Here is a 25,367-nt window from a genome sequence, read left to right on the forward strand (position 1 = left end):
GCTATTCTCCTGCATGGTTCGTCCTCCTGGCTTGAGGCTCTGCTCGCCGAGCAACCCTCGTTGAAAGCCGCCAGTGTAGGGCGAACCACCCGTCACAGGTCAGCCTCAGAAGGACATACGGTCTTACGATTTGAGAAAGATGGAGGTCTGCTGACCTGTGGAGGCGGATCGGCGGCGACCGAAATGATGGTCGAATTGATTTCGGACGACTACGGCAGGGACTTTGCCATCGCGGTCGCCGACATGTGTCTGAAAAACCCGGACGCCTCACCCGACCGGGAACAACGCTCGTCTATCGCAAAAGCCATTAGCTCGAGGAACGCCAGGCTGCTGCATGTGCTCAGGTCGATGTATGCGCATATCGAAGACCCCCTGACACTGGATGAACTGCGGAGAACGCCGAGATCTCACGCCGCCAGATGGAACGACTCTTCAGGTTGTTTCTGGACGAATCCCCGGCCACCACCTACCGCAATATCCGGCTGGACAGGGCACATTCGCTGCTGGCGGAAACCGATATGAGCGTCACGGAAATCGCCGTTGCCTGTGGGTTCAACGATGTTTCCCTGCTGGCGCGGCATTTCAAGGCCCGCTTCGGCGAAACGCCATACGGAAAGCGCGGCAAGAAATGACCGCGCGGCACCGGGTCCGGCGCCGCGCGGCGTAGGGGATCAGCCGACGACGTTGAACCCCGGGCCGTAGGGATAGCCGGTGATGTTCTCGTTACCGTCTTCGGTTATGATTAGGATGTCGTGCTCGCGGTAGCCCCCTGCCCCGGGTTGACCTTCCGGGATCGTCAGCATCGGCTCCATAGAGATCACCATGCCAGGCTCCATCACCGTGTCGATATCTTCGCGCAGTTCCAGCCCCGCCTCGCGGCCGTAGTAGTGCGACAGCACACCGAAGCTGTGGCCGTAGCCAAAGGTCCGATATTGCAGCAGGTCGCGCTCGGCAAAGAAATTGTTGATCGCGTGCGTGACCGCGGCGCAGGAAACACCCGGCTTGAGCAGCGACATGCCATATTCATGTGCTGCCACGTTGGCCTCCCAGAGCTTCCGGCTCGCCTCGTCCACCTCACCCACGAACATGGTACGTTCGAGCGCGGTGTAATAGCCCGAGATCATCGGAAAGGTGTTGAGCGACAGGATATCGCCACGCTGCAACCGGCGGCCCGTCACCGGATTATGCGCGCCATCGGTATTGATGCCCGACTGGAACCAGACCCAGGTGTCGCGGTATTCCGCCTCCGGGAACCGCTTGGCAATTTCCAGCTCCATCGCATCGCGCCCGGCCATCGCCACGTCGATCTCGCGCACACCTTCCTTGATGGCGTCCTTGATCGCATAGCCGCCCACGTCGGCCACCTGGGCGCCATGACGGATCAGGGCGATTTCGGCTTCGGATTTGTGCATGCGCTGGCGCATGGTCGCAGGCGCGATGTCCTTGGTCCCGGACGGCTGAAGAAACGCGTCCAGAAGCGCCTTCTGCGCCAGCGAAATGTGATCGCCTTCGCAACCGATGACCTTGCCGGTGCCGGTCACCGACAGGATCGCCCGCCAGTAGTTGTCTCGCCGCCAGTCGGTGTAGGTGATGCTGTCGCCGTGACTGCGTCGCCACGGCTGCGCGGCATCGATCCCCGCGCTGATGGTAACGCATTCGGTGTCTGTCACGACCAGCCCGTAAGGCCGCCCGAAAGCGCAATACAGAAAGCCGGAATAATAAGCGATATTGTGCATCGAGGTGAAGACACAGGCATCGACGCCTGTCTTGGACATGTGCGCCCGCAACCCGGTCAGCCGGGCATCGTATTCGGCACCCTCGAATGGCAAAACGCGGTCGCCTTGGTGAAAACGGTAGAAATCGGGACGGTCCATCGGAACACTCCTACTCTTTGCGTCACCGCGAGAAGGGACAATCTCCCCTCTCCGCGGTTACGGCAAAGCAAGACCCCGGCGTTCAGGATAGTTGATCGGGCATACGCTCAACGCGCTGGCGACGCCATCGCCTGCCCTGCCGGCTCATATGCCGCAAACCGGGGATTCGGACAAGAAGGAGTGACGGTTCGTAGTCGCGATTTGCTGCGCTAGCCCATCACGAACGCCTTCATCCCCTTGATGTCACCAGCGGCGATCAAAGCGGGGTCCGGGGTCCTGCCGGTCGACAGGATTTTTCGTGCCAACATGTGCTCGCCCGCGCTGTTGAGCGTTTCGACCGCCTGGATAATTCCGTCCTTTAGGTGATAAACCGCACGCAAGGCACCGGTCGCGGGATCGGTGATGGGAAGTGTCGTGTCGCTGCCCTCCGCCAGCCCTGCGATCTGCAGTTTGGTGGCGCCGATATCGGACCAGAACCACGGTACGGCTCCGTAGCACACCCCACTGCCGCAAAGCGTGCTTGCAACCGCACGGGCCTGATCGGTGGCATTCTGAACCGACTCCAGCCGCAGGCGTCGCCCGGATGCGAAATCGGGAAAATTGCAGCAATCTCCGATGGCGAATATGGCCGGGTCCGACGTTGCCAATTTCGTATCGACCCGAATGCCGTTGTCGAGTGTAAGTCCGGCAGCCTCGGCCAAACTGATATCGGGGGTCGCGCCGATCCCCGCCAGAACCAGATCGCAGTCGAGCGACTGGCCATCTGACAACCGGACCGATGACACCCGGCCATCTTGCCCCACCAGAGCCTGGACACCGGTGCCGGTCAGAACTTTCACGCCCTGACTTTCAAGACCCGCGCCGATTGCCGCCGCCACCTGCGGACTGGCTGCCCGGCCCATAAGCCGGTCTGCGACTTCGACGACGGTCACCTCAAGTCCGCGCGCCGCCAGCATCGCTGCCGCCTCGAGCCCGATAAAGCCGCCTCCGACGATCACGGCGCGTCGGGCGACGACAATGTCGTCGCGCAACGCACGGGCGTCATGGGCGGTACGCAGGTGGTGCACCCCCGCCAGGTCCGCCCCGGGGATCGACAATCTGCGAGCCACCGTTCCGGTGGCAAGTACAAGAGCTTCGTAATCCAGAGTTTCGCCGTTCGACAATGTGACCTGCCGCCCAGCACAGTCGATAGCGGTCACCGACGTGCCCAGCATCGTCTCGATGCTGTTCTCTTCGAAAAACCGAGGACCGCGCAGGGATTGCAGTGCGGCGTCGGGCGTTTTCATGAAGGACTTGGAAAGCGGCGGCTTGTGATAGGGGAAATCCTCGTCTGCCGAGACCAGCGTCACCGGTTTCGTGTAGCCGTTTTCACGCAAGCTGGCCGCGGCCTGCGTCCCGCCGTGTCCCGCGCCGACAATGACCACTCCTGGTATCGTGTCCTCCATCTCAGCGCCCAACGACCTTGAAGACCGTACCGTCCATTGTGTCCGCCACGGGTATCTGACAGGTCAGGCGGCTGGTTTCCTGCATCTCGTCGGAGGTGAATTCCAGCACGTCGCGTTCCGTCTCGGACATCTCGGGCAGCCCGGCATCCGGGGCTTCGACGACGAGACAATGGCAGGTCGCACACATGCAGGCGCCGCCGCATTCCGCGGCAATGCCCGCCACGCCCGCGGCGGTGGCCGCATGCATGATGCTTTCGCCAATGGCTGCCTGGATATAGCGGCTGGCGCCAGATGGTTCGATGAAGGTAAGTGTAATCATAAGGGTATCCTCCGGTAACGCCCGGCTCGTTTTCAAAGGCCAGGACGGGATGTGAGACTATTCGTTGAGATCGACCAGAAGCCGCCCCGGCCCGCGCACCAGGATCGTGCGTTGCCAATGCGGGTCGGTGTCCGGCACCAGGGTCATGTTCGGAAACGCCTGCGACAGCAGTTCCAGCACCAGTTTCAGTTCGAGCTTTGCCAGCGGCGCGCCCATGCAGAAGTGGATGCCGTAGCCAAAGCTGACGTGATCGCGGGCATTGGCGCGGGTGCCTTCGAAATCATGCGGACAGGCGAAGTGGGCCTCGTCACGGTTGGCCGAGGCGAGCGACATCATGATCGGCGCGCCCTCGGGTAGTGTGACATCGCCGACCTTGACCTCTTCGGTCGTGACGCGGCGCCAGATCACCACCGGCGGACCGGCGCGCAAACCTTCCTCGACATAAGCGGGCGCCAGTGTCGGTTCATTGACCAGCCGGTCCCATTCCTCGCGGTCGCGCAGCAGCATGTGCATGGTGTTGCCGATGGCGTTGGTGGTGGTCTCATGTCCGGCCAGCAGCACGCCGAAGGTCAGGTTCTGGATCTCGCCCAGGCTGATCGCGTCCGGATCCCTGGCATGGGCGGCCAGCAGGTGGCTGGGATAATCGTCGCCGGGGTTTTTCTGGCGGTCGGCGATGATGGCGCCGCAGTAGTTCCAGAAATCCATCACCTGGCGGCCGGCTTCCATCTTGGCCTCGAAATCGGCATCGCCCGAGATCATGTCGAACCGGCTGTCGGCCCAGACCTTGATCTTGCGCGCGTCGATATCCGGCACGCCCAGCAACAGAAACAGCACCCGGGCGGGCAGCTCATAGGCGAAATCGTCGACCAGATCGACCCGGCCCCGCCCCCGCAGCTTGTTCACCGCGGCCTCGACCATCTCGCGGATCTGCGGCTCGCGGGTCTTGAACTGGCGGATGTTCAGGAAGGACTGTGCCACCTGGCGGATGCGGGTGTGTTTGGGCCGGTCGCAATTGGCCTGGGTCTTGTCGCGGCGAAAGCCCTCTTCCTTGAGATATGCGACAAGCTCTGGCGGATACGCCGTCAGCGGGTCGTGCACGTTAGCGGCGGAGAATCGGTCGGGATCGGCAAAGATCGCGCGCACGTCGTCGCGGCGAGTGACGATCCAGTAGCCGGTGCCTTGGTCGAAGAACACCGGTTCCTCTTCGCGTTTGCGGGCGAAGAATTCGGTCATGCCGTCATGCTCAAAGGGGCGGAATTCGCTCCAATCCACGGAATGGGGACATGTTGCAAGATCAGTCATGGGTCATTGCCTCCTTCAGCATGTGGATGACGCCGCGGCTCCAGACCGCCTCTTCCTGAAAATTCGCGATACGACGGGCCAAGAGCACGTTGCGGTAGAAGCGCCAGTCGCGCGGGTTCTTGATCTCCTGCGGAAACCGGGTGCGATGCTCGGCCAGCAGGGTTTCCAGCCATTCCATCGTCGCGTGCAGATAGGCGATCCGACGCTCCAGCATCACGACGACTTCGGCGGGCTCCTTGGTCCATGCCGAATAGAGCATGGTCAGGAAATCGTCGCGCAGCACCGGCGGTTCGGGTTCCGAACCCACCCAGTTGGTCAGCGCCTCGCGCCCGGCCTCGGTCACAGTATAGATGCGCTTGTTCGGGCGCCCGGTCTGCTTGTATTCCTCGGATTGAACGAGGCCCTGCTTTTCCAGCCGCGTCAGCGTCGGATAGACTTGGCTGGTGTTGACCGGACGGATCGGCTCTAGCTGCTTGACGATGTCATAGCCCGACTGCGGCTCGCGCAGCAGAACCCCCAGGCACTGGTAGCACAGGGTGTTGAGCTTGAGCGCCTTGTTCACATCTACCATTTGTCCGCCATCCATCATTGCGTCACCTCCTTGGTTGTGGCGGCAAGGCGGGCGTCGCGCAACCGGCGGACGGTTTTCAGCACGGCAAAGCCCAGGACGACGGCGATGGCGACAAGGATGACCTGGGAATAGATACGGGTATAGAAGATCGAGTAATCGCCCTGTGACAGAACCAGTGCCCGGCGGAAGGAGACCTCGATGATCGGCGTCAGAACCATGGCCAGCACGAAGGCCGCGACCGAATAGTCGAGCCTGCGCACGATCCAGGCCGCGATGCCCAGCCCGAGCGCGACCCAGAGGTCGAAGAACTGGCCCTTGGAGGAATAGATGCCGATCAGCGACGAGATCAGGATCGCCGGTACCAGGAAGGAATTCGGTGTCACCAGCGCGCGCACGAAGACCTGGGTCAGCGCCTTGCCCATGAAGAACATGCCGACGGTGGTGGCCATGAAGCCGATGAAGATGGTCTGGATCAGCTCGGGGTTGTTGCGCATCATCTGCGGACCCGGCTGGATGCCAGCGATGATGAAGGCCCCCGCGATGATCGCGATCGAGGCAGAGCCGGGGATGCCCAGCGCCAGGAAGGGCAGCAGCGCGCCGCCCACGGTGGCGTTGTTTGCCGCATCCGGCGCCGCAATGCCTTCGCCGCTGCCCTTGCCGAATTTCTCGGGCGTGCTCGAGGTCGCCTTGGCGGTCGAATAGGCCAGCCAGCACGACACTGTCGAGCCGACACCGGGCAGGACGCCCATGAAGGACCCGATGGCCGAGCCCGAAATCATCGCCTTGAGCGCGCCCAGCATTTCGCGGAACGTCAGGCTGATCTTCATGTGGTGGGCTTCGAAGGTATAGGCCTTGTTGATACGGCTCGACAGCATCATGAAGACCTCGGAGAAAGCGAAAAGTCCCACCGCGACGGCCACGAGATTAAGACCCTCGTAAAGTTCGAAGAAGTCCGCCGTCAGGCGCGACGAGCCGGTAAAGAGGTCAAGCCCCACGGTCCCCGCCAGAAGGCCGAGCGCGACCGAGATCATCGCCTTCACGAAATCCTTGGCACCAAAGGTGGCCACCGCCAGCAAGCCCACGACCCCCAAGAGGAAGAATTCCGGATCGGCCAGTTTCAGCGCAAAGCGCGCCACGGGCACGGCGAAGAAGATCAACACGAGGCCGCCGAAGATACCGCCAAAGGTCGAGCCATAGAGCGAATAGGCCAGCGCCTTGCCGGGCGACTCGGTCTTGGCCATCTCGCGCCCGTCGAGCACGATCGGCGCGGCCATGGCGGTTCCGGGAATGCCCAGCACGATTGCCGATATCGACCCGCCGTATTCAGCACCCTGGTAGCAGGCCAGCAGCATGAGAATCGAGTTGACCGGGCTCATTGCGTAGGACAGCGGCAACAGCAGCGTCACACCGATGATCAGTCCCAGACCGGGCAAGGCGCCGAAGAGCATCCCGACAAAGAGGCCCAGCATGATCGACAGCGCGGCAGAGCCGAGCATCACGAGGTCGAGGTTGGTGAGAAAATCCATGATGGTGGCCTCAGAGGTCAACGAAGACGAAGAAGGTGAAGGTCACGTAGCACAGCGCCGTGATCCCGGCGGCAACCGCGGCATTGACTGCGAAAAGCCGCGCCGACGGGCCGTGCGGCCAACGGTAGTAGGTGAACAATCCGAACTGGAACAGGAAGCACTGCACGAAGAAATAGCCCAGCGTCTCCCAGCTCAGCAGGAAGCCCGCGATCACCGCGATGGTGATCAGCACGCGGCCCAGGTATTCCGACGTAAACGCGCCGACATCGCCCGCGATCACGGCGCGCACCGCGCCAAGCCCGCAGAGGCCGAGGATCAGCCATGCCAGGAACCCGGGAAGAAAGCCGCTGCCGACATCTCCGGGCATGGTGACCGGAATTTCCGAGACGGCGCGGATCACCAGCACCGACAGCACCGAAAGCGCGGCATAGACGATCAGGTTCATGGTTCGGATAGACATGGTTGGTTCCTCCCAGGGTGTTTGGGCGGGTCACGGGCGCGCGGCCCGTGACCCGCCGGGCCATCAGTCGATCAGGCCCAGACGCTTCATGGTCTTGCTGTTGCGCGCGACCGCATTGTCGATGATCTCGCCAAAGGCTTCCGGCCCGGCATAGGCCGGCGTCAGCTGGTACTTGGCAAAGAGGTCCTGTACGTCGGGCGACCCCATCGCGGCCTCGAATGCGCTGTCGAGGATCGCGACGCGGTCGGCGGGAATGTCCTTGTGACCGACGATGCCGGAGAAGAACACAACCTGGGCGTCCAGTCCCAGTTCGGCGGTCGTGGGGATGTCGTCATAGACCTCATTGGCGGGCTTGGTCGGGGTCAGAAAGACGATCGGACGGATCTCGCCGTCGCGGTGCAGGTCGGGCAACTGGTTGGTGCCCATGATCTGGCCGCCCATCAGAGAGGTTGTCAGCTGCGCCGAGCCCTCGAAGGGAATGTGGCGAATGTCGATGCCCAGTTCGGCGGCCAGTTCTTCGGTCGCGATGTGACCGCCGCTGCCGGTGCCGCCCGAGGTGCCGTAGGTGAAATCGCCCGGGTTCGCCTTCACCCACTCGATCCACTGGTCGTAGGTCTCGATCTCGGAATCGCTGCGGACGTTGATCGACGCCGGAATGTCATAGAGCCGGGTGATCGCCTGAAAATCGTCGACGGCGTACTGCGTCTTGCCGTAGAGCGGCTGGATGACCAGCGGCGAGGCGGTCAGGAAGACCACCGTGTGACCATCCGGGTCCTCGTTGACCGCAGCGGTCAGCCCGATGGTGGCACCCCCGCCGGGCTTGTTGACCACGACGATCTTCTGCTGGTTCGGCAGATGCTCTTCGGCGGCGCGTGCGATGGCGCGGGCGAAGGCATCGGTCAGGCCACCGGCACCGTAGGGCACGATCACCTCGATCGGCTTTTCGGGAAAGCCTTCGGCGGCCAGCGGTGCGGCGCCAAGCGTGACGGCCAGGGCGGCCAGGGTGGTTTTCAGTCGAAGTGTCATGGGTTCCTCCTCTGCATGACGGGCACCTGCACGCTTTGGCGCAGGCGATCTTTCTGGGGGTCAGCTGACCAGGCGTGTGCCGCCGCTGACTTCGATGATTTCGCCGGTGACATATGCCGCCGCCGATGACGCCAGAAACAGCGCCGGTCCGGCCAGGTCCTCGGGTTCTCCGATCCGCGCCAGCGGGATGCGGGCGACGAGATGGGCGTATTTTTCCTTGGCGTCGACCGCGTGGAAAGGGCTGTCGACCAACCCCGGCGCCACGGCGTTCACCCGGATGCCGTCGGGCGCCAGTTCCTTGGCCAGCGCGCGGGTCAGCACGTCGACCCCGCCCTTGGCGGTGGCATAGGCCGCCCCGCCCGGCACGCCGCCCGAGCGGGTGACGCAGGAGCTGACATTGACGATGGCCGGGTTCTTGGCCTTGCGCAGCAGCGGGATGGTGGCATTGCTGACCAGAAAGACGGTCTTGAGGTTCTTTTCGATCACCTGGTCCCAGGCGTCCTCTTCCATCTCGGCGATCTTGGATTTGCGCGGCGAGCCGCCGGCGCAATTCACCAGAACGGACAGCCCGCCCATCTCGGTCTCGATTGCGGCGCACATTTCCCTGACGCGCGCGGCATCGGTCAGATCGCCGTCCAGCGCCAGCGCGGTGCCGCCTTCGGCCTCGATCTCGGTTTTCAGCTTTTCGGTCACATCGCGCTGGTTCAGCCCGTGCAGGACCACCCTGGCCCCCGAGGCCGCGAACAGCCGCGCAATCGCCGTGCCGATGCCAGAGCCGCTGCCGGTGACCCACACGGTATGGCCTGTCATGTCGAAAGGAGTTGTCATTTTCTGTTCCGCCTTTTTTTCCAGATCACGCATCGAACCACCACGGCGATTTCCGCGTTGACCGGTTGACCAGCAGCGCCTTGCGACGCAAAAACCGCTTGATTGAATCCGGCCCCAGGCGCGACCCGCCCAGACCGGAGGATTTGAACGCGGTCTTTTCCGCTACCGTGGCGTCACCGATGAAGAACGGCGCAAGACCCGCGTCATTGATCGAAATACCGCCCAGATCGAGCCGCCGGGCCACCGCCAGGGCGTCGTCCTCGAGCCCGAAGACCGCACCGGAAAGCCCGTAGGGGCTGTCATTGGCAAGACGCACGGCCTCGTCCACGGTGTCGAAGGCCATGACCGGCATCAGCGGGCCAAAGCTCTCTTCGGTCATCACGGCCATGTCGTGATCGACATTGGACAGCACGGTCGGCGCGCACCAGAGCCCGCCGCCATGGGTCTCGATCTCGCCGCCGCTGTGGACCTCGGCACCCTTGGCGCGGGCATCGGCGAGGTGCGCCGCGATGATCTCGGCCTGCGGCGCAAAGGTCAGCGGGCCGATCCGCCCGTCGTCCGGCTCGGGAAGCGCCAGTTTCACCGCGCGGGCCTTTTCGGCCAGTTGCGCGACAAAGGCGTCGTGCAGGCTGCGATGCACATAGATGCGCTCGATCGAATAGCATTGCTGCCCGGTGGCCAGCGTGGCACCGGTCAGGATCGCGCTTGTGGCCCGGTCCAGATCGGCGCCTTCCAGCACGATTGCCGGATCCTTGCCGCCCAACTCGGTAAAGCAGGGGATGAAACGCGCGGCGGCCTGCGAGGCGACCTTGCGCCCCGTCGCGGTCGAGCCGGTGAAACAGATCATGTCCGCCTCATCGACCAGCGCCGCGCCCAGGGCTCCGGCGCCGCATACATAGTGCAGGACCTCCGCCAGTTCGGGCACCTCGGCGATACTCGCAACCAGCGGCTCGACGAAACGCGGCGTGACTTCCGAGGGCTTGATGATGACCGCGCAGCCCGCCAGCAGCGCCGGGATCGCATCCATCAGCGACAGCGACAGCGGAAAGTTCCACGGGCTGATGACGCCTAGCACCGGATAGGGCGAATAATCGGCGAAAGAATGAATGTCGGGGTTGGCGGTGGGCGTCGGCTCCAGCGTCAGCGCTTTGCGCGCCACGGCGGACCAGCGGTCGACCCACTTGCCGATATTGCCGATCTCGCGCAGGGATTCCGCGTGCCGTCCGGTATCGGCAGTCACGGCAGCGACGATTTCCGGCGCGGCGGCGTCGACCTTTTCGACCCAGTGCGTCAGAATGGCTATGCGGGCCTCGAGGCCAAGCGCCTGCCAGTCGACCTGGGCGGCGCGGGCGGCGCGGGCGATGTCTTGCAGCTCGGAGGGGGTCGTCGGCACAAAGCTGTAATCGGCAACACCGGTGCGCGGATTGCGGACCTCGATTGTGGTGACGGGCGTATCCAGGGTCACGGGCGGCTTCCTTTTGTCGGGGGCAAAGGCGGGCGGGATGCGGGACACCCCGCCCTAGCGGGTTCAGGCAGGCTGACGCTCGCCATCAAGGCGGTCGGCCTCGACCCAGCAGGCATGGGTGCCATTGGTGATCTGCGTCGGCAGGACGATCCGCGCAATCGGACCGGCGCTGACATCGCGGGCATCCAGCACCAGGCATTCCGACGTATTGGTGTTCATGTCGGTCAGGAAGGTCAGCAGATAGCCGTCATCCTCTTCGGTCGCACCTTCGCGCAGCGCGATCACCGGCTCGCTGCCGAAACGGTTGTTGCCGTACTCGAAGCGCTGGTCGGATCCGGTCGCGAGGTCATATTTCTTGACGCCGGCCATGTGCCAGTCACCCGGCTTGAACAGCGTGTTGAAGCTGTACTTGTAGGGCTTGCCGACGATGTCGTTGGCCACGACCGGGAATTCCGACACTTCGTCGTCGATGGTTTCCTCGGTGGTCTGGCCGGTCTTGAGGTTGAAGCGCCAGCGGTACATGTGCGTGCCGGTGTTGTGCTTGTCGAGGTGCTTGCGGATACGCTCATGCGCGTCCTCGCCCTGTTCGCCGACCTGCGGCTTGCCGGGGCGGCGCTGGATACAGCCGTCCATGATGACCTCGTCGCCCTTTTCATAGCAGTTCGACAGGTGCAGGATGAAGCACGGCTTGGCCTCGAACCAGCGGATGTCCGAGTTGTCGCCATAGCGCGGCACGATGCCGAAACGCGCGGGCTGATCCTTGAAGAAGGTCAGCTTGCGGATGCCCTGGTTCAGCAGTTCCGGGTCGAAGTGATAGGGCAGATCGTGCAGGATGGTGAAGTTCTTGGTGATGCCCATGTCATGCGGCCAGCGCGGCCCGGGCAGTTCGATCGGCTCGAAATGCGCCAGCTGCCCGTCGCGGCCGATCACGCCGTAATGCATGTAGGGATAGGTTTCGCCGAAATTGAAGAACATCAGCTCGCCGGTGTCGACATCGGTCTTGAAGTGCGAACAGATGCCGAAGGGCTGGATCAGCTTGCCCCAGGAATGCACGCCCTTGGTTTCCAGCGTCTCCATGTCGAGGTGATAGGGCTCGCCGCACTGCGACATCGACGCCACCAGCTTGCCCGCATGCGCCATCACGTCGACGCCGGCGTTGTCCTTCATGGTGCCCATGGCACCCCAGCCGCGGAACTCGGCCTTGTGCGGCTCGAGCATCCCCGGCCAGAGCGACTTGCCGCCCATCGCCTGCTCGGCCAGGTAGCCGACGGTCTTGATGACGCGGTTGCGATAGGTCGCCTTGCCGTTTTCAATGCGGACGGCATGGACCATGCCGTCACCGTCGAACGGATGATAGGTGCCCATCGGCGCATGCATCTGGTTGTGGCTGTTGCGGACGTACATGCCGTTCAGGTCCGAAGGGATCTCGCCGATGACCTTCATGCTGTCGGTGTCGGCGGTGTATTCGGTGTCGACCGGGCGAAACAGGCCCTTGAGATAGGGGTTATCGGTGTCTTCCGGAACGGTGACGTTCAGCTTGGCGTGGATGTCGAGCATCTGGGCTCCTCCCATTTCACAATGCACATCGGTTGACGTTAGTTGTGATACAACAAGCGATATATGTCAATATTTATATATACTGACTGCTTTGCGCCGAATTTTTTACTTGAATTTCAGAGCAAGTGCCGCACGAACCAGTCGCGCGCAGCGCCCGAGACCGTGTCGAAGGCCGTCGTATAGGCCTCGAAATGCCCACCTCGAATCATTTCCAACCTCTTGGGCTGGCGTGCCTGCTCATAGGCGCCGAGGGCGAGGTCGGTCGGCGTGATCGCATCGCGGTCTGCCACGATCATCAACAAGGGACAGGGTGAGATGAAGGAAACCCATGCGCCCGGCTCATAAGCCCGGGAGTACTCCAGCGAGCGCAGCGTCACCTCGTTACGCCAACCGCCCCCGCGTCGTGCCGCGTTGGTGTACCATTCGACGGCATCCGGCGCGGAATAGACCGCCGGATCGCCGCTGCCGTGCGGAACCAGATTCCAAACCTTCGGCGCCGCTCCTTGCATGCGCGCCAGCCGGTCCTGAGCGTTCGCCTTGGCCGAATCGTCAATTTTATCAGGGGTAAACCGACGCTTGGCGACGGCATTACCGCTGATCGTCGGCACTTGGGATACGACGCATTTGACGCGCGGATCGGTGGCCGCAACGATGAGCACATGGCCACCGCTGTAGCTTGTTCCCCATATTCCAATCCGCTCCGCATCGACCTCCTCTTGCGCAGCGATCCAGGTCATCGCATTGCGGTAATCCTCGATCTGCGTGGCAGGGTCGATCTCTTGTCGCGGCACACCGTCACTGGCGCCAAGACGGCGGTAGTCGAACAACAACACGGCGAACCCAGCCGCGGCAAAGCTCTCAGCAAAGCGGTCGAGATACATCTCCTTAACCGCCCCGAATCCATGCGCCATGACGATGGCGGGCCAAGGCTCCGAACCGGGCCGTGGCGTGTAGAGCCAGCCGCGCACGCAGTCGCCGTCAGATGAAAACGCGATATCTTGCCGTTGAAAGTCCATTATGTCACTCCTTTATTATATATATTTTGACATATCGTTTCAGATCTGTAAAGCCTGCTCAAGGACCCGAATCTCAATTGGAGGCGCTTTATGGACATCCTGGCCGTGCCCGGCATCAACAATACCGCCGCAACTTTCGACGGGTTTTGCCGCAACATGCCCGCCCATCATCGCGTGATCGCCACCAACTGCCCCGCCCTCGACACTGTTGGCGCCATCGCTGAAGCCTTGCTAGCAGAGACGTCTGGGCGGTCCGTTGTGCTGGGCCATTCCTTTGGTGGCTACGTCGCGCTCGCCATGCTGGCCGCAGCACCTGAGCGTATCGCCGGGGTCGTGCTGGTCAACTCGAACGACTGGGCCGACAGCGACGCCGCGGCCGCCGGACGGCTGAACAAGGCCAAGTGCGCCGAAGCTGGCGAGTACGCCGTGCTGGCTGCCGCCGCCTCGGCCCGCGCCTATCACCCGGACAATGTCGGGCGCGCCGACCTGATGGAGGAACGCGCCGCCGGCCTGATCGGCTACGGCGCCGAACGCTATGCCGCGCACATGCGCGCCAGCGCCACCCGGCCCGACAGCGGCGCCCTGCTTAAGGCGACCGAAGCCGCGCTGCTGGTGGTCAGTGCCGATCATGACGTCGTCATCCCGACCGAAAAACAGACCGAGATGGCAAAGCGCATCGGCGCGGAACAAGCAGTCCTGGCTGGTGCCGGTCACATGTTGCCCGTCGAACAGCCCAAGGCCCTAGCCCGTGCGGTTGCCAACTGGCTCGACGCCGCTTTCTCCAAGAACAAAGGACAGTGACCATGACCGCTCCCCTGCCCAACTACCGCGTCTTTGGCACCGGCGACACAACGCTTTTCGCGCTGCACGGTGCCTATGGCGACGGCCGGTACTTCGAGGATTTCGCACACCGCATTACCGCTGCCGGATATCGCGTGGTGGTCTGGGACTGTCCAGGCTACGGAACCTCTCCTGCGGTTCAACCCGCCAGCATCGAACGTTTTGCCGAGGCTGCCATCGCCTTGGTCCGAAAGGAGACGACCAAGCGCAATATCCTCCTCGGTCATTCGATGGGCGCATTGATTGGCCCCTATGCCGCTAACCGGGAGCCTCTGATCGACGGGCTGATCCTGTCCGCTGGCTCACGCGGCTTCGCAGCGCGTACTCCGGAGGATCAAAAGCAGTACATGAAGGCCCGTCTGGCCCCAATTGAGAACGGGATCAGCGTCCGTGAATACGCGATGCCGATGATAACCAGCATGATGGCCAAGGGGGCGTCTGGTCCCCTGGTCGACAAGGTCTTCGAGGTTGTACTGTCGATGAAAACGGAGACCTTCGCCACGTCGATCCGCGCCATCGGGAGCTATGATGGGCGGCCGGCACTGAACGATCTCAAGACGCCGACGCTGATGATCGCGGGCCGCGAAGACCCTGCCTGCACGGCAGACGGCATGAAGCTGATGCACGAGATGGTCGATAGCAGCGAGTTCCACGTGATCGAAGGTGCGGGACACTATGCGTTTGCAGAGCGGCCAAACGAATTTTGCGATCTGGTGCTGCGCTTTCTTCGCCGGCTGCAACCCTGATCGATGTTGACGTGGCCGCCGGGCCCTAGCTCGGCGACGCGATGCACACGGAGAGGCGGTCTGATCAGACCGGTCCCTTGACGCCGACAGCCAACCGAAGATCGCGAATATCTGTTAGTCACGAGGGCTTCGTCAACCAGCAGGCACGGGGTCGTGAGCTCCTTGAGGCGATTTCCAGCTACGGCGAGCAGCCTAATCAATCTTGTTCGGGACCGAAATAGAATCCTCGGCGACGAGGTGGCGACAAGCAGCCCGATCTGTCCGCCACACGGCTCGGTCGCTCTCCAGCAGCGGCATTGAACCTAGGCGCCCGTCGACCGATAATTCCAACTGGCTGGAGGACCTGCTCACTCGTCCGAACGGACGACGCGCGCTCCGGGCAACCTGAGACTATGAAGCCAGAACCTCGGGAGGAAAGGACCTAAAATGAGGACCAAAAAATCACTTGCGCGCACATCCGGAATGTCGGCAGCGCTTGTCGCGTTGTGTGCTGCAGGCGCCTTGGCGCAGGAGAACGACAAGTTCCAAATGGGTGCTATTGTTTCAATCACCGGCAGCGGCGCAGCCATCGGCACCGCGGCCTCTATGGGCTGGGAGTTGGCGGTCGACCAGCTAAACGAGTCTGGCGGCATCATGGGCAAGCAGGTCGAACTGACCATCGCCGACAGTGAGACCGACCCGACCCACGCGGTCAGCGAGGCGCGCCGGCTGGTCGACAACGTCGGAATCGCGGGCTTGGTGGGCCCCGTAACCTCGCAGGAGACCATCCCGGTGACCACAGTTCTGACCGAAGCGAAGGTCGCGCAGATCACCACCGCAGCCTCGGCCACGCTCACGCCCGAGGCCGCGCCCTATCACTTCTCGAACTCGCCCACAGGGCTCAATCAGATGATCGCCAATATCAAATACGCGATCGAGGTCCTGGGCGCCGAGCGCATCGCGCTGATTTCAGACAACGGCGGCATGTCGCAGGCCGCCGCAGCCGAGATCGCCGACTTCCTGGAAACCGAGGGCAAGCCGCTGGTCGCGGTGCAGGAATTCGCGTTTCGCGCCGAAGACATGACACCGCAGATCTTCTCGCTGCGCAAGGCAGACGCCGATGCGATCCTGCTGATCAACTCGCTGGTCGACGACACCCGCCGCTTCTTGCAGAACCGCGAGGAGATCGGCTGGTATGTGCCCGTGCTGGGCAGCCTGACCACCACCAACTACGCGGTGGGCATTGCCAAGGACCTGGGCGAGGAAGCCTTTGAAGACGTGGTCTCGGTGCAGTTCACCGGTATGACCTACTGTCCCGGCGATCCGATGGGCGAGAGCGATTTCGCCAAGTTCGCCGACGCCGCGACCGAAGCCTACCCCGACATCGCTTCGGTCGGCGGCCCCTCCGGCATCGCTCCCTTCTATGTCGAGCCGCTTATACTCGCCCAGGCGATCGAGGGCGCGGGCACCACCGACGGGGCCAAGGTGGCGGCCTGGATCGAGCAGAACTCGGAACAGATCGACAACATGCTAGGCACCTTCGGCGCGTCTCCGGAAACTCATTTCCTGCCCTCGGCGGATGCGATGGTGGTGGTTAAGAACCCCTATGCCCAACGCGAGGACGGGCTGGTTGAGCGGATCCGCTGCGACGGCTGATCCCAGCGATACGATCTTGGAGGGCGGCCCCTTGAGGCCGCCCTTTTTCACTGGACGCAGGCGATGGGCCAAGACCTCCGGCAGCAAAAAAGGCCCCGCAAAATGCTGCGGGGCCGCGCGGCCCGGAGGCTGCAACTGACGGGGAGCGTCAGTGTCAATAAAGCGTTTCAAGCTGGCTCTTGTCGAAACCGCGCCCCGCTTCGGGTCGGCCCTTGCGCAAAAGGTGCGGCCAATCGGGATCGGCCAAAACCGCGCGCCCGACAGCCAGCAAATCAATCTCGCCCCGTGCGAGCGGCCCCTCAATGGCCTCGACCGAGGCCGCGGCCGAGGACTTGATCCCTGCCTGCTCCAACCCGACCCCGCCGACCGAGATGGTCGGCAACCCGGTCAGCTCGGTGACCCAGCCCGCCATGGTGCGCGCGGGGTCCGCTTCGGGAAACCCGGGTTCCCAGAACCGGCGCGTCGAGCAATGCAGAATCGACAGGCCCGCATCTGCGATCGGGCGCAGGATCTCACCTAGCACCGCCGGCGTCTCGGCCAGGCGCACGCGGTAGTCCTGCTGTTTCCATTGCGACCAGCGCAGCGAGACGGGGAAGTCCGGCCCCACCTCGGCCCGCACCGCGGCGATCACCGCGCAGGCGAAGCGGGTGCGCGCCACGTGGTCGCCGCCCCATCGGTCGCGACGTCGATTGGTCCGCTCCCAGAGAAACTCGTCGATCAGGTAGCCATGCGCGCCATGCAGTTCGACCCCGTCGAAGCCCAGCCGCTTCGCATCCCCGGCGGCCCGAGCATAGGCGGTGATGACGTCCTCGATGTCACGCTCGCTCATCGCGCGCGTCGGCACCTCGCCGCGGATCGTCGGGTTTGTGTTTTCGGACGGGCCGAAGCCCGGCACCGCGGGATCAGGCCCCATGCCCGGCTGGCGGAAACTTCCGACATGCCAGAGCTGCGGCATCATCTTGCCGCCCGCCGCGTGCACCGCGTCGATCACCTTTTTCCAGCCCTCCAGCGCCGCCCCGTGAAACCGCGGCACCGCCTCGTAGCATTCCGCCGAAGGGTGATCGATATAGGTGGCCTCCGACAGGATCAGCCCGATGCCACCTTCGACCCGGCGCCGGTAGTATTCCACCACACCGTCACGCGGAATGCCGTCGGGGCAGAAATACCGGCTCATTGGCGCCATCACCAGGCGGTTGGGCAGCGAGAGGCCCGCCACCTCGACGGGGCCGAACAGCGGCGAGAGATCAACGGACACGGATATGCTCCACTTCAATTCCTTTGCGCATGGTTTCAATGAACCGCTCCAGCGGTGCCGGCTCGGCCACCGCGACAGGCGCGTCGACACCCGCGTGGAGGCCCGACCAGAAGGCTGCCCAAGAGGGAAACAGCGCGTGGTAATTGCCGGAATAGGGTTCGCGCCCTGGCCAGCGCATCTTGCGCTCCCCCACCGGCGGCTTGCCCAGGTCGGAAGCGTACCAGTAGAGCGGCTGGCGGCTGCGGAAGAACCAGCGTCCGCCGATCCGCTCATAGCGGTCATGGTACATCATCTGCATGATCACCCAGTCCGCGCCGGTCTCATGTTCATTCTTGGAATAGACGATGCCGACGGCAGTGTCAGGGTCGAGAAACTCGATCACCTGCGAGCCGACGTGATGCGAGGTGCCGTCGAACTGCTGGCTCAGGGTCTCGGTGAACCAGGCCTTGAGCGCGGCACGCCCTGTCCGGCCCTTGCCGGCGCGCACGTCCTCGGGGAACAGCCCCACCAGCGCGTCCATGTCGCGCATGTCGAGCGCCAGCGCGTATTTCGACGGCAGTTGGCGGATTTCCTCGCGCGATTCGATGCGGTCGAGCCGGGCGAGGATCTCCTCCTGCCGGGCGTTCATGGGATCAGTCATCAGTCATTTCCTTCGGTTGCGCCCAGTCGAGCAGCGCCCGCGCGGCGCGCGCGCCATCGAGCAAGTCCGCGCGGCGCGATGTGGCGGTCCAGCCCGCCGCGCCCTTTTCAAACACCCAGCGATTGGCACTGAGGCGGCCGATCCGCCAGCCGTCGCCTTTGTGCAAAACCACCATGGAATAGCCGAAGGCACGTGCCCGCCTGCCGTCCACGGTGATCTTGTGCGGTGACAGCACATGGCCACACCCCCGCGACACGTAGGCCTGATGCGCGTCGAACCCAGTGAGCGCGGCGATTTCGCCCCGGCCGTCAAGGCACCAGTTCGCTCCGATCTCGTAGCGCCCACCTTCGGCCCAGGTCGCCGCCGCTGCATCGCCGTTGCAAGCGTCGACCGCCGGGCCGTAGCCCGCGATCAGATCGGCGATCTGCTGGCGATCTTCCAGCGCGGTGATCCGCGCTGCGAGGCTGTCGAGCGATTCCGGCACGCGCGGGCTCCTGTGTTGCGGGCGGAGTCCTTCCACCCAGTATCACCTCGCATGGGCGGCCGGCTTCCGGCATCCTCAGTTCGGACGATGTTCGGCCGCCGGCGCGATGGCACCACGGGCCGGACAGGGCACAGTGGAGAGGGATGAAAGTGACATGACCGGCGGCATGAACGACGAAATCCAAATGATCCGCGATGCCCTGGTGCGCTATCTCGAGGCCGCGGGCGGGCTGACGCCGGCGCGCCGGGCGCATGACGGGACCTACGATCCCCAGTTCGGCCGCGCTCTGCTGGCTGAGCTTCAACTCGGCGGTCTCAATTTGCCGGAGCGCGCCGGCGGGTTGGACCTCGGCCTGTCGTCGCTGCTGCCCGTGGCGCGCGAGCTGGGTCGGGTGCTGACCCCGGCGCCACTGGTCTCGACATTGGGCGTCGCCGCGCCGCTGCTGGCGGCCGTCGGTACCCCCGGCGATGCGCTGCTGAGCCGGATCGCCGACGGCGAGATCACCGCCTGCCTCGCCAATTGGCAGCCCGAGACCGCGCAGGCCCGCCGCTCGGGCGCGGGCTTCTCCCTCACCGCGGACTGCGGACCCGTGCCCGATGCGGCGGCTTGCGACGTCCTGCTGGTGCTGGCCGAACAGGATGGCGAGATCGCGCTTTTTTCGGTCACGGCATCCGACGTTGCGGAACCCGTCGAGAGCTTCGACCCGACACAACCCACGGCGCGAGTCACCCTGGCGGATGCCGCGCTGCCCGCCTCGGCCCGCCTCGACACGCTTGCGCCCGATGCACTTGCCGCGGCGCTGGCCCAGGCGCGCATCGCCCTCGCGGCCGAGGCGGCTGGTGCGGCGCGCGCGGCCTTCGAGATGACCCTTAACTACATCGGCGAACGGCAGCAATTCGGCCGCAGTATCGCTTCCTTCCAGGCCATCAAGCACCGTGCCGCGGAGATGTTCGTCCGGCTCAACGCGCTCGACGCGCTGATCGACGGCGCGGCCGTGGCTGCCGATGCGGGCGATCGCCTGGCACAGGGCGAGGCGCTGGCGGCCTGGTCGCAGGCACAGGCCGTGCAGCTCGACGTCGCTGCCGAGGCGATCCAGCTACACGGCGGCGTCGGCGCCACCTGGGAATACGACCCGCATCTTTTCTTCAAGCGCGCCCGGGCGCAGGCCGATCTTGGCGGGGCGATCGAGACCGGCTTCGAACGCCTCGGCGCGGCCCTGCTGGACGGCAGCCTCTCCGCCATCCCCGACCCCGCCGAGACACCCTTTCGCCGCGAGGTGCGCGACTGGCTGGCGTCGCACCTGACCGGCAGGTTCGAGCCGATCATCGACCGCGGCCATGCCGGCGACGGCGACAGCGAGGTCAACCTGCGCAAGGCCTGGGAGCGCGAGTTGGCCCAAGGCGGCTGGACCGGCCTCGGACTGCCGAAACAGGTCGGCGGACGCGGCCTGTCGGTGGCCGACCAGGTGGCCTTTCACGAGGAGTACGCCCGCGCCGGCGGCCCCGGCCGCATGGGCCACATCGGCGAGGGGCTGGTGGCCCCGACCTTGCTCAGCCACGGCACCCCGGAGCAGCGAGACCGCTTTCTGCCCAGCATCCTCGGCGGCAAGACCTTCTGGGCGCAGGGCTATTCCGAGCCCGGCGCCGGCTCGGATCTGGCGGCGGTGCGCACCCGTGCGCGAAAATGCCCCGAAACCGGCGATTGGCTGGTCAGCGGCCAGAAGACCTGGACCTCGCTGGCGCATGTCTCGGACTGGATCTTCGTGCTGGCCCGGGCCGAAGAGGGTTCGGTCGGACGCAGGGGTTTGATTTTCCTGCTGATACCGCTCGATCAGCCCGGCATCACCTTCCGTCCGATCAAGCAGATCAACGGCGGGGCGGAGTTCAACGAGGTGTTTTTCGACGACGCCCGTGCCCGGGCCGAGGATGCTCTCGGCGCGGTCGGTGACGGCTGGTCGGTGGCGATGGCGCTTCTGGGTCATGAGCGTGGGATCTCGACGCTCGGACAACAGATGGGTTTTGCGCGTGAACTCGACACGGTGGTGCAAGAGGCCCGCAAACGCCCCGATGCCGCGCGGCTGACGGCGACGTTGGGACGGGCCTGGGCTGGGCTCCGGGCCATGCGCCACGGCGCGCTGCGGATGCTGTCGGCGCAGGCCAGGGGCCGCGTCGGGGCAGAGATCCTGGGCTACAAGCTCGAGTGGTCCGAATGGCACCAGGCGCTCGGCGATCTGGCCATGGAGGTGCTGGGAGCGGAGGCAGCGGCATGGTCCGACGACCCGCTGCGCCGCCGCTTGCAGCATCTCTACCTCTTCTCCCGCGCCGACACGATCTATGGCGGCACCTCGGAGATCCAGCTCAACATCATCGCTGAACAGGGCCTCGGCATGCCGCGCGAACCGCGGGGAACCGACACATGATCCGCCCCCACGACGCCGCGACCTTGGCCGACAGCGAGGCGCTGACCCGGCTCGTCACCGCCTATTCCCGCGCCATTGATCGGCGCGATTTCGACCTGCTCGCCGCGCTCTACCTGCCCGAGGCCTCCGACACCCACGGGCACGCCTTCTCGGGCGGCGTCGCCGATTACCTGGCCTATTTGCGCAAGGCGCTCTCGGCCTATGAGGCCACGACGCATTATGTGCTGCAGACGCACTTCGAGATCGACGGCGACGCTGCCGAGGGCGAGGTGCACAAACTGAATTATCACCGCACCCATGGCCCGGATGCGGTACACGTCGTCACCGGCTCGCGCAGCCTCGACCGCTACGCCAGGCGCGACGGCGCATGGTATTTCCGCGCGCGCCACGTAGTCAATGACTGGATCGACCGGCGGCCCGCGGAGGAGGCCCATTAGGCCGATCCCGCCGCCACCGCCGAGCGCGGACAGGCTGGGCCGGAGGATGCCAGTTTCCGCCTGCTGCCACGGCTTGCGCAGGCACTTCACGGACACAGGAAACATCGGGGAAAGACATGAAGGACTTCGAACGCAAAACCGTCGCGATCACCGGCGCCGCGCATGGCATCGGTCGCGCCATCGCGCTGGGCTTTTCCGCCCAGGGGGCCGACCTGGCGCTCTTCGATCTCGACGGCGCGGCTTTGGAACAGACCGCCGAAGACGCCCGCGCGCAGGGCGCACAGGTCTTCACCCGCCAGGGGGATTTCTGCGATCTGGACACCATCACAGGCAGTTTCGCCGCCGCCAAAGAGGCGCTCGGCACCCCCGACGTGCTGGTCAACAACCTCGGCCAGACCGCCCGCGAAAAGACCACGCCGTTTTCCGAGGCGCCACATGACGTGCTCGATTTCGTGCTCGACATCTCGCTGCGCGCTGCGGTTCATTGCACCCGCGAGGTGCTGCCGGGAATGAAAGAACGCGGCTCGGGGCGGATCGTCTCGATCTCGTCCGACAGTGCCTACAACGGCGACCTGGGATGCGTCGATTATGCCGCCGCCAAGTCCGGCGTACTGGGCTTCACCCGTGGCCTGGCGCGTGAGATCGGGCCACTGGGCATGACCGCCAATGCCGTCTGCCCCGGCCCCACCAACACCCGCGCCATGCAGCGCATCCCCCGCGACAGTTTCGAGCGCGCCCGCGACGCAGTGCCGATGAAGCAGATATGCGAGCCCGAGGACATCGCCAACGCCGTGCTCTTCCTCGCCTCTGACAAGGCGCGTTTTATCACCGGGCAGACGCTGCCCGTGAACGGCGGCCGGGTGTTCAATTGACCGCCGCCGCGATGAAGACCCCCCTGACCGCGCTGCTGGGCTGCGCCGCGCCGGTGGTGCAGACCGCGATGGGCTGGGTGGCCGAGCCGCCTCTGGTGGCGGCCACGACGCGCGCCGGGGGCTTCGGCTTCCTCGCCGGCGCGTCGATCCCGCCGGGCGAGGTCGAGGCGAAAATCCGCGCGGTCGAAGAGGCCTGCGACGGGCTTTTCGGCGTCAACTTCCACATGTTCCAGCCCAATGCCGACGAGATCATCGGTGCGATCCTCGCCCATGCCGGGCGCATCCGCGCCGTCAGCTACGGTCGCGGGCCGGACGCCGCCACCATCGCGCGCTTCAAGGCGGCGGGCATCCTCTGCATGCCCACGGTTGGCGCGGTGAAACACGCGGTCAAGGCGGTCGAACTGGGCGCCGACATCATCACCGTGCAGGGCGGCGAAGGCGGCGGACACACCGGATCGGTGCCGACCTCGCTGCTTCTGCCGCAGGTGCTTGATGCCGTCGACGTGCCGGTGGTCGCGGCCGGCGGTTTTCACGACGGGCGCGGTCTTGCCGCCGCGCTGGCCTGGGGGGCCACTGGCATCGCCATGGGCACGCGGTTCCTGCTGACCACCGAAAGCCCGGTGGCGCGCGACACGCTCGAGGTCTATTTGCGCACCGGCAACCCGCAGGACATCCGGATCACCCGCGCCGTCGACGGTCTGCCGCAACGTTTCATCGACAATGCCGAGGTGCAGCGGCTGGAGCTGATGAGCGCCCCCGCCCGCCTCGCCGCCAGCCTGCGTCACGGGCTGGCCTACGGGCGGCAGAGCGACATGTCTCTGGGCCAGATGGCAAGGCTTCTCTGGCGCTCGGCCCGGTCCGACGACGGGTCTTTCGCCGCCACCGTCATGGCACCCAACCTGCCGAGGCTTGTGCAGCGCGGGCTCCTGCGCGGTGACACAAAGGCCGGGCTGCTGCCGTCGGGCCAGGTCGCGGCGCTGATCGACGAACTGCAAAGCTGCGAAGACCTGATTTCCGGCATCGTGACCGAGGCCCGGGCCCGGATCGACGCCCTGTCCCATCTGACCACAGCGGAGGCCCCAAATGGCTGACCCGATCCGCCTGACCATCGACGCCCATATCGCCGAGATCGTCATCGACAACCCGCCCGTCAACGCGCTCGACAGCGCCGGCTGGTTCCAACTGGCCCGCACCATCGAGGCCGCCCATGCCGACCCGGAGACCCGCGTCGTGGTGATCCGCGCCGAGGGGCGCGGCTTCTGCGCCGGGGTCGACATCAAGGAATTGCAGGCCCACCCCGAGCGCATCATCGACGTCAACCGCGGCAACTGGGAGAGCTTCCGCGCGGTTCACCTCGGCCGCGCGCCAGTCATCGTCGCCGCCCATGGCTTCGTGCTGGGCGGCGGCATCGGGCTGTGCGGCTCGGCCGACATGGTGCTCTTGAGCGAGGATGCGACGCTGGGCGTGCCCGAAGTCGATCGCGGCGCCTTGGGCGCCGGCGCCCACCTGCAGCGCATGTTCCCGGTGCAGCTGGTGCGTCAGATGTATTTCACCGGCGAGCCGATCACCGCCGCCGAGGCCGCCCGTCACGGCGCCATTGCCGAGGTGCTGCCTAAGGGCGAGCTGCACGACGCCGCGATGCGGCTGGCTGATAAGATCGCCAGCAAGAGCCCGGTGATGATCGCGCTCGCGAAGGAATCGCTCAACGGCGTCGAGCTCACCGACCTTGAGCGCGACTACCGCTGGGAACAGGGGTTCACCGCGCAAGCCTATCTGACCGCCGAATCGCAAGCCACGCGCGACGCCTTTGTCGCCACCGGCAAGGCTGCGGACTTCTCGAAAAAGGACAAGACATGAGCATCCAGGTTCCAGACTACGTGCCCGGCCACGGGCTGTTGAAAGACCGATCGGTGCTGATCACCGCCGCCGCCGGCAAGGGCATCGGATTTGCCACGGCGCGCCGCGCCGTCGAGGAAGGCGCGCGTACGGTGATGGTGTCCGACATCCACGAGGGACGGTTGGCGCAGGCGGTCGAGGAGCTGTCGGCGCTGGCCCCGGGTTGCGCGGTCCACGGCCAGCTCTGCAACGTCACGCAGGAGGACGAGGTGCAGGCACTGGTTTCGGCAGCCGAGGACAGGCTCGGCGGTGTCGACGTGCTGGTCAACAATGCTGGGCTGGGTGGGTTGAGACCGGTGGTCGAGATGGGTGACGAGGAATGGCAGCGTGTGCTTGACGTCACGCTCACCGGCACCATGCGGATGACCCGCGCGATGCTGCCGCACATGAATACGCGCCGCGCTGGCGCCATCGTCAACAATGCCTCGGTGCTGGGCTGGCGGGCGCAGAAGGGACAGGCGCATTACTCCGCCGCCAAGGCCGGCGTCATGGCGCTGACCCGCTGTTCCGGGCTGGAAGCCGCCGAGCACGGCGTGCGGATCAATGCCGTCTCGCCCTCGATCGCGATGCATGAATTCCTCGCCCGTTCCGCCCCCGAGGACGCCCTGCGCGCGCTGGCCGAACGCGAGGCCTTCGGCCGCGCCGCCGAGGTCTGGGAGGTCGCCAACGTGATCGTGTTCCTCGCCTCCGACTATGCCTCCTACATGGTTGGCGAAGTCGTTTCCGTTTCCTCTCAACATGCCTGAGGCCCGCC

At 64.9% G+C, this 25,367-nt stretch carries 25 protein-coding genes; 10 read left to right on the forward strand and 15 right to left on the reverse strand.

What is annotated here, in order from left to right; genetic code table 11:
- The first annotated feature begins 419 nt into the window (after window positions 1–419).
- Entirely contained in the window at window positions 420–632 is a 213-nt protein-coding gene (locus tag VOI27_RS03755) for a helix-turn-helix domain-containing protein (RefSeq protein ID WP_323763961.1), read from the forward strand.
- Window positions 633–671: 39 nt separating this feature from the next.
- On the opposite strand, the gene VOI27_RS03760 is transcribed toward VOI27_RS03755, so the two are convergent.
- The 12 genes from VOI27_RS03760 to VOI27_RS03815 all read right to left on the reverse strand — a co-directional run bounded on the left by VOI27_RS03760 (window position 672) and on the right by VOI27_RS03815 (window position 13,389).
- On the reverse strand, window positions 672–1,874 hold the full coding sequence (locus VOI27_RS03760; protein ID WP_323763962.1) for a M24 family metallopeptidase: 1,203 nt from the start codon (window positions 1,872–1,874) through the stop codon (window positions 672–674).
- A 209-nt stretch (window positions 1,875–2,083) separates the two neighbouring features.
- Window positions 2,084–3,319, reverse strand: coding sequence for an FAD-dependent oxidoreductase (locus VOI27_RS03765; RefSeq protein WP_323763963.1), 1,236 nt, complete (start codon window positions 3,317–3,319; stop codon window positions 2,084–2,086).
- A 1-nt stretch (window position 3,320) separates the two neighbouring features.
- Window positions 3,321–3,638: a 2Fe-2S iron-sulfur cluster-binding protein gene (locus VOI27_RS03770; protein WP_323763964.1), complete on the reverse strand. Its 318-nt coding sequence runs from the start codon at window positions 3,636–3,638 to the stop codon at window positions 3,321–3,323.
- Window positions 3,639–3,695: 57 nt separating this feature from the next.
- Window positions 3,696–4,940, reverse strand: coding sequence for a cytochrome P450 (locus tag VOI27_RS03775; protein ID WP_323763965.1), 1,245 nt, complete (start codon window positions 4,938–4,940; stop codon window positions 3,696–3,698).
- Window positions 4,933–5,511, reverse strand: coding sequence for a PadR family transcriptional regulator (locus VOI27_RS03780; RefSeq protein ID WP_323763966.1), 579 nt, complete (start codon window positions 5,509–5,511; stop codon window positions 4,933–4,935). The genes VOI27_RS03775 and VOI27_RS03780 overlap by 8 nt, the downstream gene beginning before the upstream one ends.
- Before the next feature lie 14 nt (window positions 5,512–5,525).
- Window positions 5,526–7,037, reverse strand: a complete 1,512-nt coding sequence (locus tag VOI27_RS03785; RefSeq protein WP_323763967.1) for a tripartite tricarboxylate transporter permease — start codon at window positions 7,035–7,037, stop codon at window positions 5,526–5,528.
- 10 nt (window positions 7,038–7,047) lie between these two features.
- Complete coding sequence (locus VOI27_RS03790; protein ID WP_323763968.1) at window positions 7,048–7,497, reverse strand: hypothetical protein; 450 nt, start codon at window positions 7,495–7,497, stop codon at window positions 7,048–7,050.
- 63 nt (window positions 7,498–7,560) lie between these two features.
- Window positions 7,561–8,523: a tripartite tricarboxylate transporter substrate binding protein gene (locus tag VOI27_RS03795; protein WP_323763969.1), complete on the reverse strand. Its 963-nt coding sequence runs from the start codon at window positions 8,521–8,523 to the stop codon at window positions 7,561–7,563.
- A 60-nt stretch (window positions 8,524–8,583) separates the two neighbouring features.
- On the reverse strand, window positions 8,584–9,351 hold the full coding sequence (locus VOI27_RS03800) for an SDR family NAD(P)-dependent oxidoreductase (RefSeq protein ID WP_323763970.1): 768 nt from the start codon (window positions 9,349–9,351) through the stop codon (window positions 8,584–8,586).
- 25 nt (window positions 9,352–9,376) lie between these two features.
- The gene (locus VOI27_RS03805) at window positions 9,377–10,816 is read right to left on the reverse strand and encodes an aldehyde dehydrogenase family protein (protein ID WP_323763971.1); all 1,440 of its coding nucleotides are present in this window, start codon (window positions 10,814–10,816) and stop codon (window positions 9,377–9,379) included.
- 63 nt (window positions 10,817–10,879) lie between these two features.
- Entirely contained in the window at window positions 10,880–12,373 is a 1,494-nt protein-coding gene (locus tag VOI27_RS03810) for a carotenoid oxygenase family protein (RefSeq protein WP_323763972.1), read from the reverse strand.
- 116 nt (window positions 12,374–12,489) lie between these two features.
- Complete coding sequence (locus tag VOI27_RS03815) at window positions 12,490–13,389, reverse strand: alpha/beta hydrolase (RefSeq protein WP_323763973.1); 900 nt, start codon at window positions 13,387–13,389, stop codon at window positions 12,490–12,492.
- Between the two features lie 90 nt (window positions 13,390–13,479).
- Between VOI27_RS03815 and VOI27_RS03820 the strand changes: the two genes are divergently transcribed.
- From VOI27_RS03820 to VOI27_RS03830, 3 genes are all read left to right on the forward strand, one after another.
- On the forward strand, window positions 13,480–14,190 hold the full coding sequence (locus VOI27_RS03820) for an alpha/beta hydrolase (RefSeq protein WP_323763974.1): 711 nt from the start codon (window positions 13,480–13,482) through the stop codon (window positions 14,188–14,190).
- Between the two features lie 2 nt (window positions 14,191–14,192).
- Entirely contained in the window at window positions 14,193–14,975 is a 783-nt protein-coding gene (locus VOI27_RS03825) for an alpha/beta hydrolase (RefSeq protein ID WP_323763975.1), read from the forward strand.
- A gap of 528 nt (window positions 14,976–15,503) precedes the next feature.
- A complete protein-coding gene (locus VOI27_RS03830; protein WP_323763976.1) occupies window positions 15,504–16,610 on the forward strand; it encodes an ABC transporter substrate-binding protein in 1,107 nt (368 codons plus the stop codon).
- 154 nt (window positions 16,611–16,764) lie between these two features.
- Here the strand turns inward: VOI27_RS03830 and VOI27_RS03835 are convergent, their stop codons facing one another.
- Genes VOI27_RS03835 through VOI27_RS03845 form a run of 3 tightly spaced genes read right to left on the reverse strand, consistent with a single transcriptional unit; the run spans window position 16,765 to window position 18,989 of the window.
- On the reverse strand, window positions 16,765–17,865 hold the full coding sequence (locus VOI27_RS03835) for an NADH:flavin oxidoreductase (protein WP_323763977.1): 1,101 nt from the start codon (window positions 17,863–17,865) through the stop codon (window positions 16,765–16,767).
- Entirely contained in the window at window positions 17,855–18,505 is a 651-nt protein-coding gene (locus VOI27_RS03840; RefSeq protein WP_323763978.1) for a nuclear transport factor 2 family protein, read from the reverse strand. Before VOI27_RS03840 ends, VOI27_RS03835 begins: the two co-directional genes overlap by 11 nt.
- Entirely contained in the window at window positions 18,498–18,989 is a 492-nt protein-coding gene (locus VOI27_RS03845; RefSeq protein ID WP_323763979.1) for a nuclear transport factor 2 family protein, read from the reverse strand. Before VOI27_RS03845 ends, VOI27_RS03840 begins: the two co-directional genes overlap by 8 nt.
- Window positions 18,990–19,155: 166 nt before the next feature.
- Here VOI27_RS03845 and VOI27_RS03850 point away from each other — a divergent pair, with 166 nt between their 5' ends.
- The 6 genes from VOI27_RS03850 (at window position 19,156) to VOI27_RS03875 (ending at window position 25,359) form a co-directional block, all read left to right on the forward strand.
- Window positions 19,156–21,408: an acyl-CoA dehydrogenase gene (locus tag VOI27_RS03850; RefSeq protein WP_323763980.1), complete on the forward strand. Its 2,253-nt coding sequence runs from the start codon at window positions 19,156–19,158 to the stop codon at window positions 21,406–21,408.
- Window positions 21,405–21,845, forward strand: a complete 441-nt coding sequence (locus VOI27_RS03855; RefSeq protein ID WP_323763981.1) for a nuclear transport factor 2 family protein — start codon at window positions 21,405–21,407, stop codon at window positions 21,843–21,845. Before VOI27_RS03850 ends, VOI27_RS03855 begins: the two co-directional genes overlap by 4 nt.
- 116 nt (window positions 21,846–21,961) lie before the next feature.
- The gene (locus VOI27_RS03860) at window positions 21,962–22,717 is read left to right on the forward strand and encodes an SDR family NAD(P)-dependent oxidoreductase (protein ID WP_323763982.1); all 756 of its coding nucleotides are present in this window, start codon (window positions 21,962–21,964) and stop codon (window positions 22,715–22,717) included.
- Between the two features lie 11 nt (window positions 22,718–22,728).
- Window positions 22,729–23,808 (forward strand): nitronate monooxygenase, encoded by a 1,080-nt coding sequence (locus VOI27_RS03865; RefSeq protein WP_323763983.1) that lies wholly within the window; start codon window positions 22,729–22,731, stop codon window positions 23,806–23,808.
- Complete coding sequence (locus VOI27_RS03870; RefSeq protein ID WP_323763984.1) at window positions 23,801–24,574, forward strand: enoyl-CoA hydratase family protein; 774 nt, start codon at window positions 23,801–23,803, stop codon at window positions 24,572–24,574. The genes VOI27_RS03865 and VOI27_RS03870 overlap by 8 nt, the downstream gene beginning before the upstream one ends.
- Window positions 24,571–25,359: an SDR family oxidoreductase gene (locus VOI27_RS03875; RefSeq protein ID WP_323763985.1), complete on the forward strand. Its 789-nt coding sequence runs from the start codon at window positions 24,571–24,573 to the stop codon at window positions 25,357–25,359. The genes VOI27_RS03870 and VOI27_RS03875 overlap by 4 nt, the downstream gene beginning before the upstream one ends.
- Window positions 25,360–25,367: the final 8 nt, after the last annotated feature.

The sequence above is a fragment of the Marinovum sp. genome (assembly GCF_034669705.1).
Classification (GTDB): Bacteria; Pseudomonadota; Alphaproteobacteria; order Rhodobacterales; family Rhodobacteraceae; genus Marinovum.

Bases quoted from the DNA above. Each gene is read 5' to 3' on its own strand.
- VOI27_RS03780 (WP_323763966.1), bottom strand. From the start codon at position 5,511: ATGGTAGATGTGAACAAGGCGCTCAAGCTCAACACCCTGTGCTACCAG.
- VOI27_RS03840 (WP_323763978.1), bottom strand. From the start codon at position 18,505: ATGACTGATCCCATGAACGCCCGGCAGGAGGAGATCCTCGCCCGGCTC.
- VOI27_RS03795 (WP_323763969.1), bottom strand. From the start codon at position 8,523: ATGACACTTCGACTGAAAACCACCCTGGCCGCCCTGGCCGTCACGCTT.
- VOI27_RS03830 (WP_323763976.1), top strand. From the start codon at position 15,504: ATGGGTGCTATTGTTTCAATCACCGGCAGCGGCGCAGCCATCGGCACC.
- VOI27_RS03765 (WP_323763963.1), bottom strand. From the start codon at position 3,319: ATGGAGGACACGATACCAGGAGTGGTCATTGTCGGCGCGGGACACGGC.
- VOI27_RS03865 (WP_323763983.1), top strand. From the start codon at position 22,729: ATGAAGACCCCCCTGACCGCGCTGCTGGGCTGCGCCGCGCCGGTGGTG.
- VOI27_RS03755 (WP_323763961.1), top strand. From the start codon at position 420: ATGGAACGACTCTTCAGGTTGTTTCTGGACGAATCCCCGGCCACCACC.
- VOI27_RS03775 (WP_323763965.1), bottom strand. From the start codon at position 4,940: ATGACTGATCTTGCAACATGTCCCCATTCCGTGGATTGGAGCGAATTC.
- VOI27_RS03825 (WP_323763975.1), top strand. From the start codon at position 14,193: ATGACCGCTCCCCTGCCCAACTACCGCGTCTTTGGCACCGGCGACACA.
- VOI27_RS03810 (WP_323763972.1), bottom strand. From the start codon at position 12,373: ATGCTCGACATCCACGCCAAGCTGAACGTCACCGTTCCGGAAGACACC.
- VOI27_RS03815 (WP_323763973.1), bottom strand. From the start codon at position 13,389: ATGGACTTTCAACGGCAAGATATCGCGTTTTCATCTGACGGCGACTGC.
- VOI27_RS03820 (WP_323763974.1), top strand. From the start codon at position 13,480: ATGGACATCCTGGCCGTGCCCGGCATCAACAATACCGCCGCAACTTTC.
- VOI27_RS03785 (WP_323763967.1), bottom strand. From the start codon at position 7,037: ATGGATTTTCTCACCAACCTCGACCTCGTGATGCTCGGCTCTGCCGCG.
- VOI27_RS03800 (WP_323763970.1), bottom strand. From the start codon at position 9,351: ATGACAACTCCTTTCGACATGACAGGCCATACCGTGTGGGTCACCGGC.
- VOI27_RS03870 (WP_323763984.1), top strand. From the start codon at position 23,801: ATGGCTGACCCGATCCGCCTGACCATCGACGCCCATATCGCCGAGATC.
- VOI27_RS03790 (WP_323763968.1), bottom strand. From the start codon at position 7,497: ATGTCTATCCGAACCATGAACCTGATCGTCTATGCCGCGCTTTCGGTG.
- VOI27_RS03855 (WP_323763981.1), top strand. From the start codon at position 21,405: ATGATCCGCCCCCACGACGCCGCGACCTTGGCCGACAGCGAGGCGCTG.
- VOI27_RS03860 (WP_323763982.1), top strand. From the start codon at position 21,962: ATGAAGGACTTCGAACGCAAAACCGTCGCGATCACCGGCGCCGCGCAT.
- VOI27_RS03875 (WP_323763985.1), top strand. From the start codon at position 24,571: ATGAGCATCCAGGTTCCAGACTACGTGCCCGGCCACGGGCTGTTGAAA.
- VOI27_RS03770 (WP_323763964.1), bottom strand. From the start codon at position 3,638: ATGATTACACTTACCTTCATCGAACCATCTGGCGCCAGCCGCTATATC.
- VOI27_RS03760 (WP_323763962.1), bottom strand. From the start codon at position 1,874: ATGGACCGTCCCGATTTCTACCGTTTTCACCAAGGCGACCGCGTTTTG.
- VOI27_RS03850 (WP_323763980.1), top strand. From the start codon at position 19,156: ATGAACGACGAAATCCAAATGATCCGCGATGCCCTGGTGCGCTATCTC.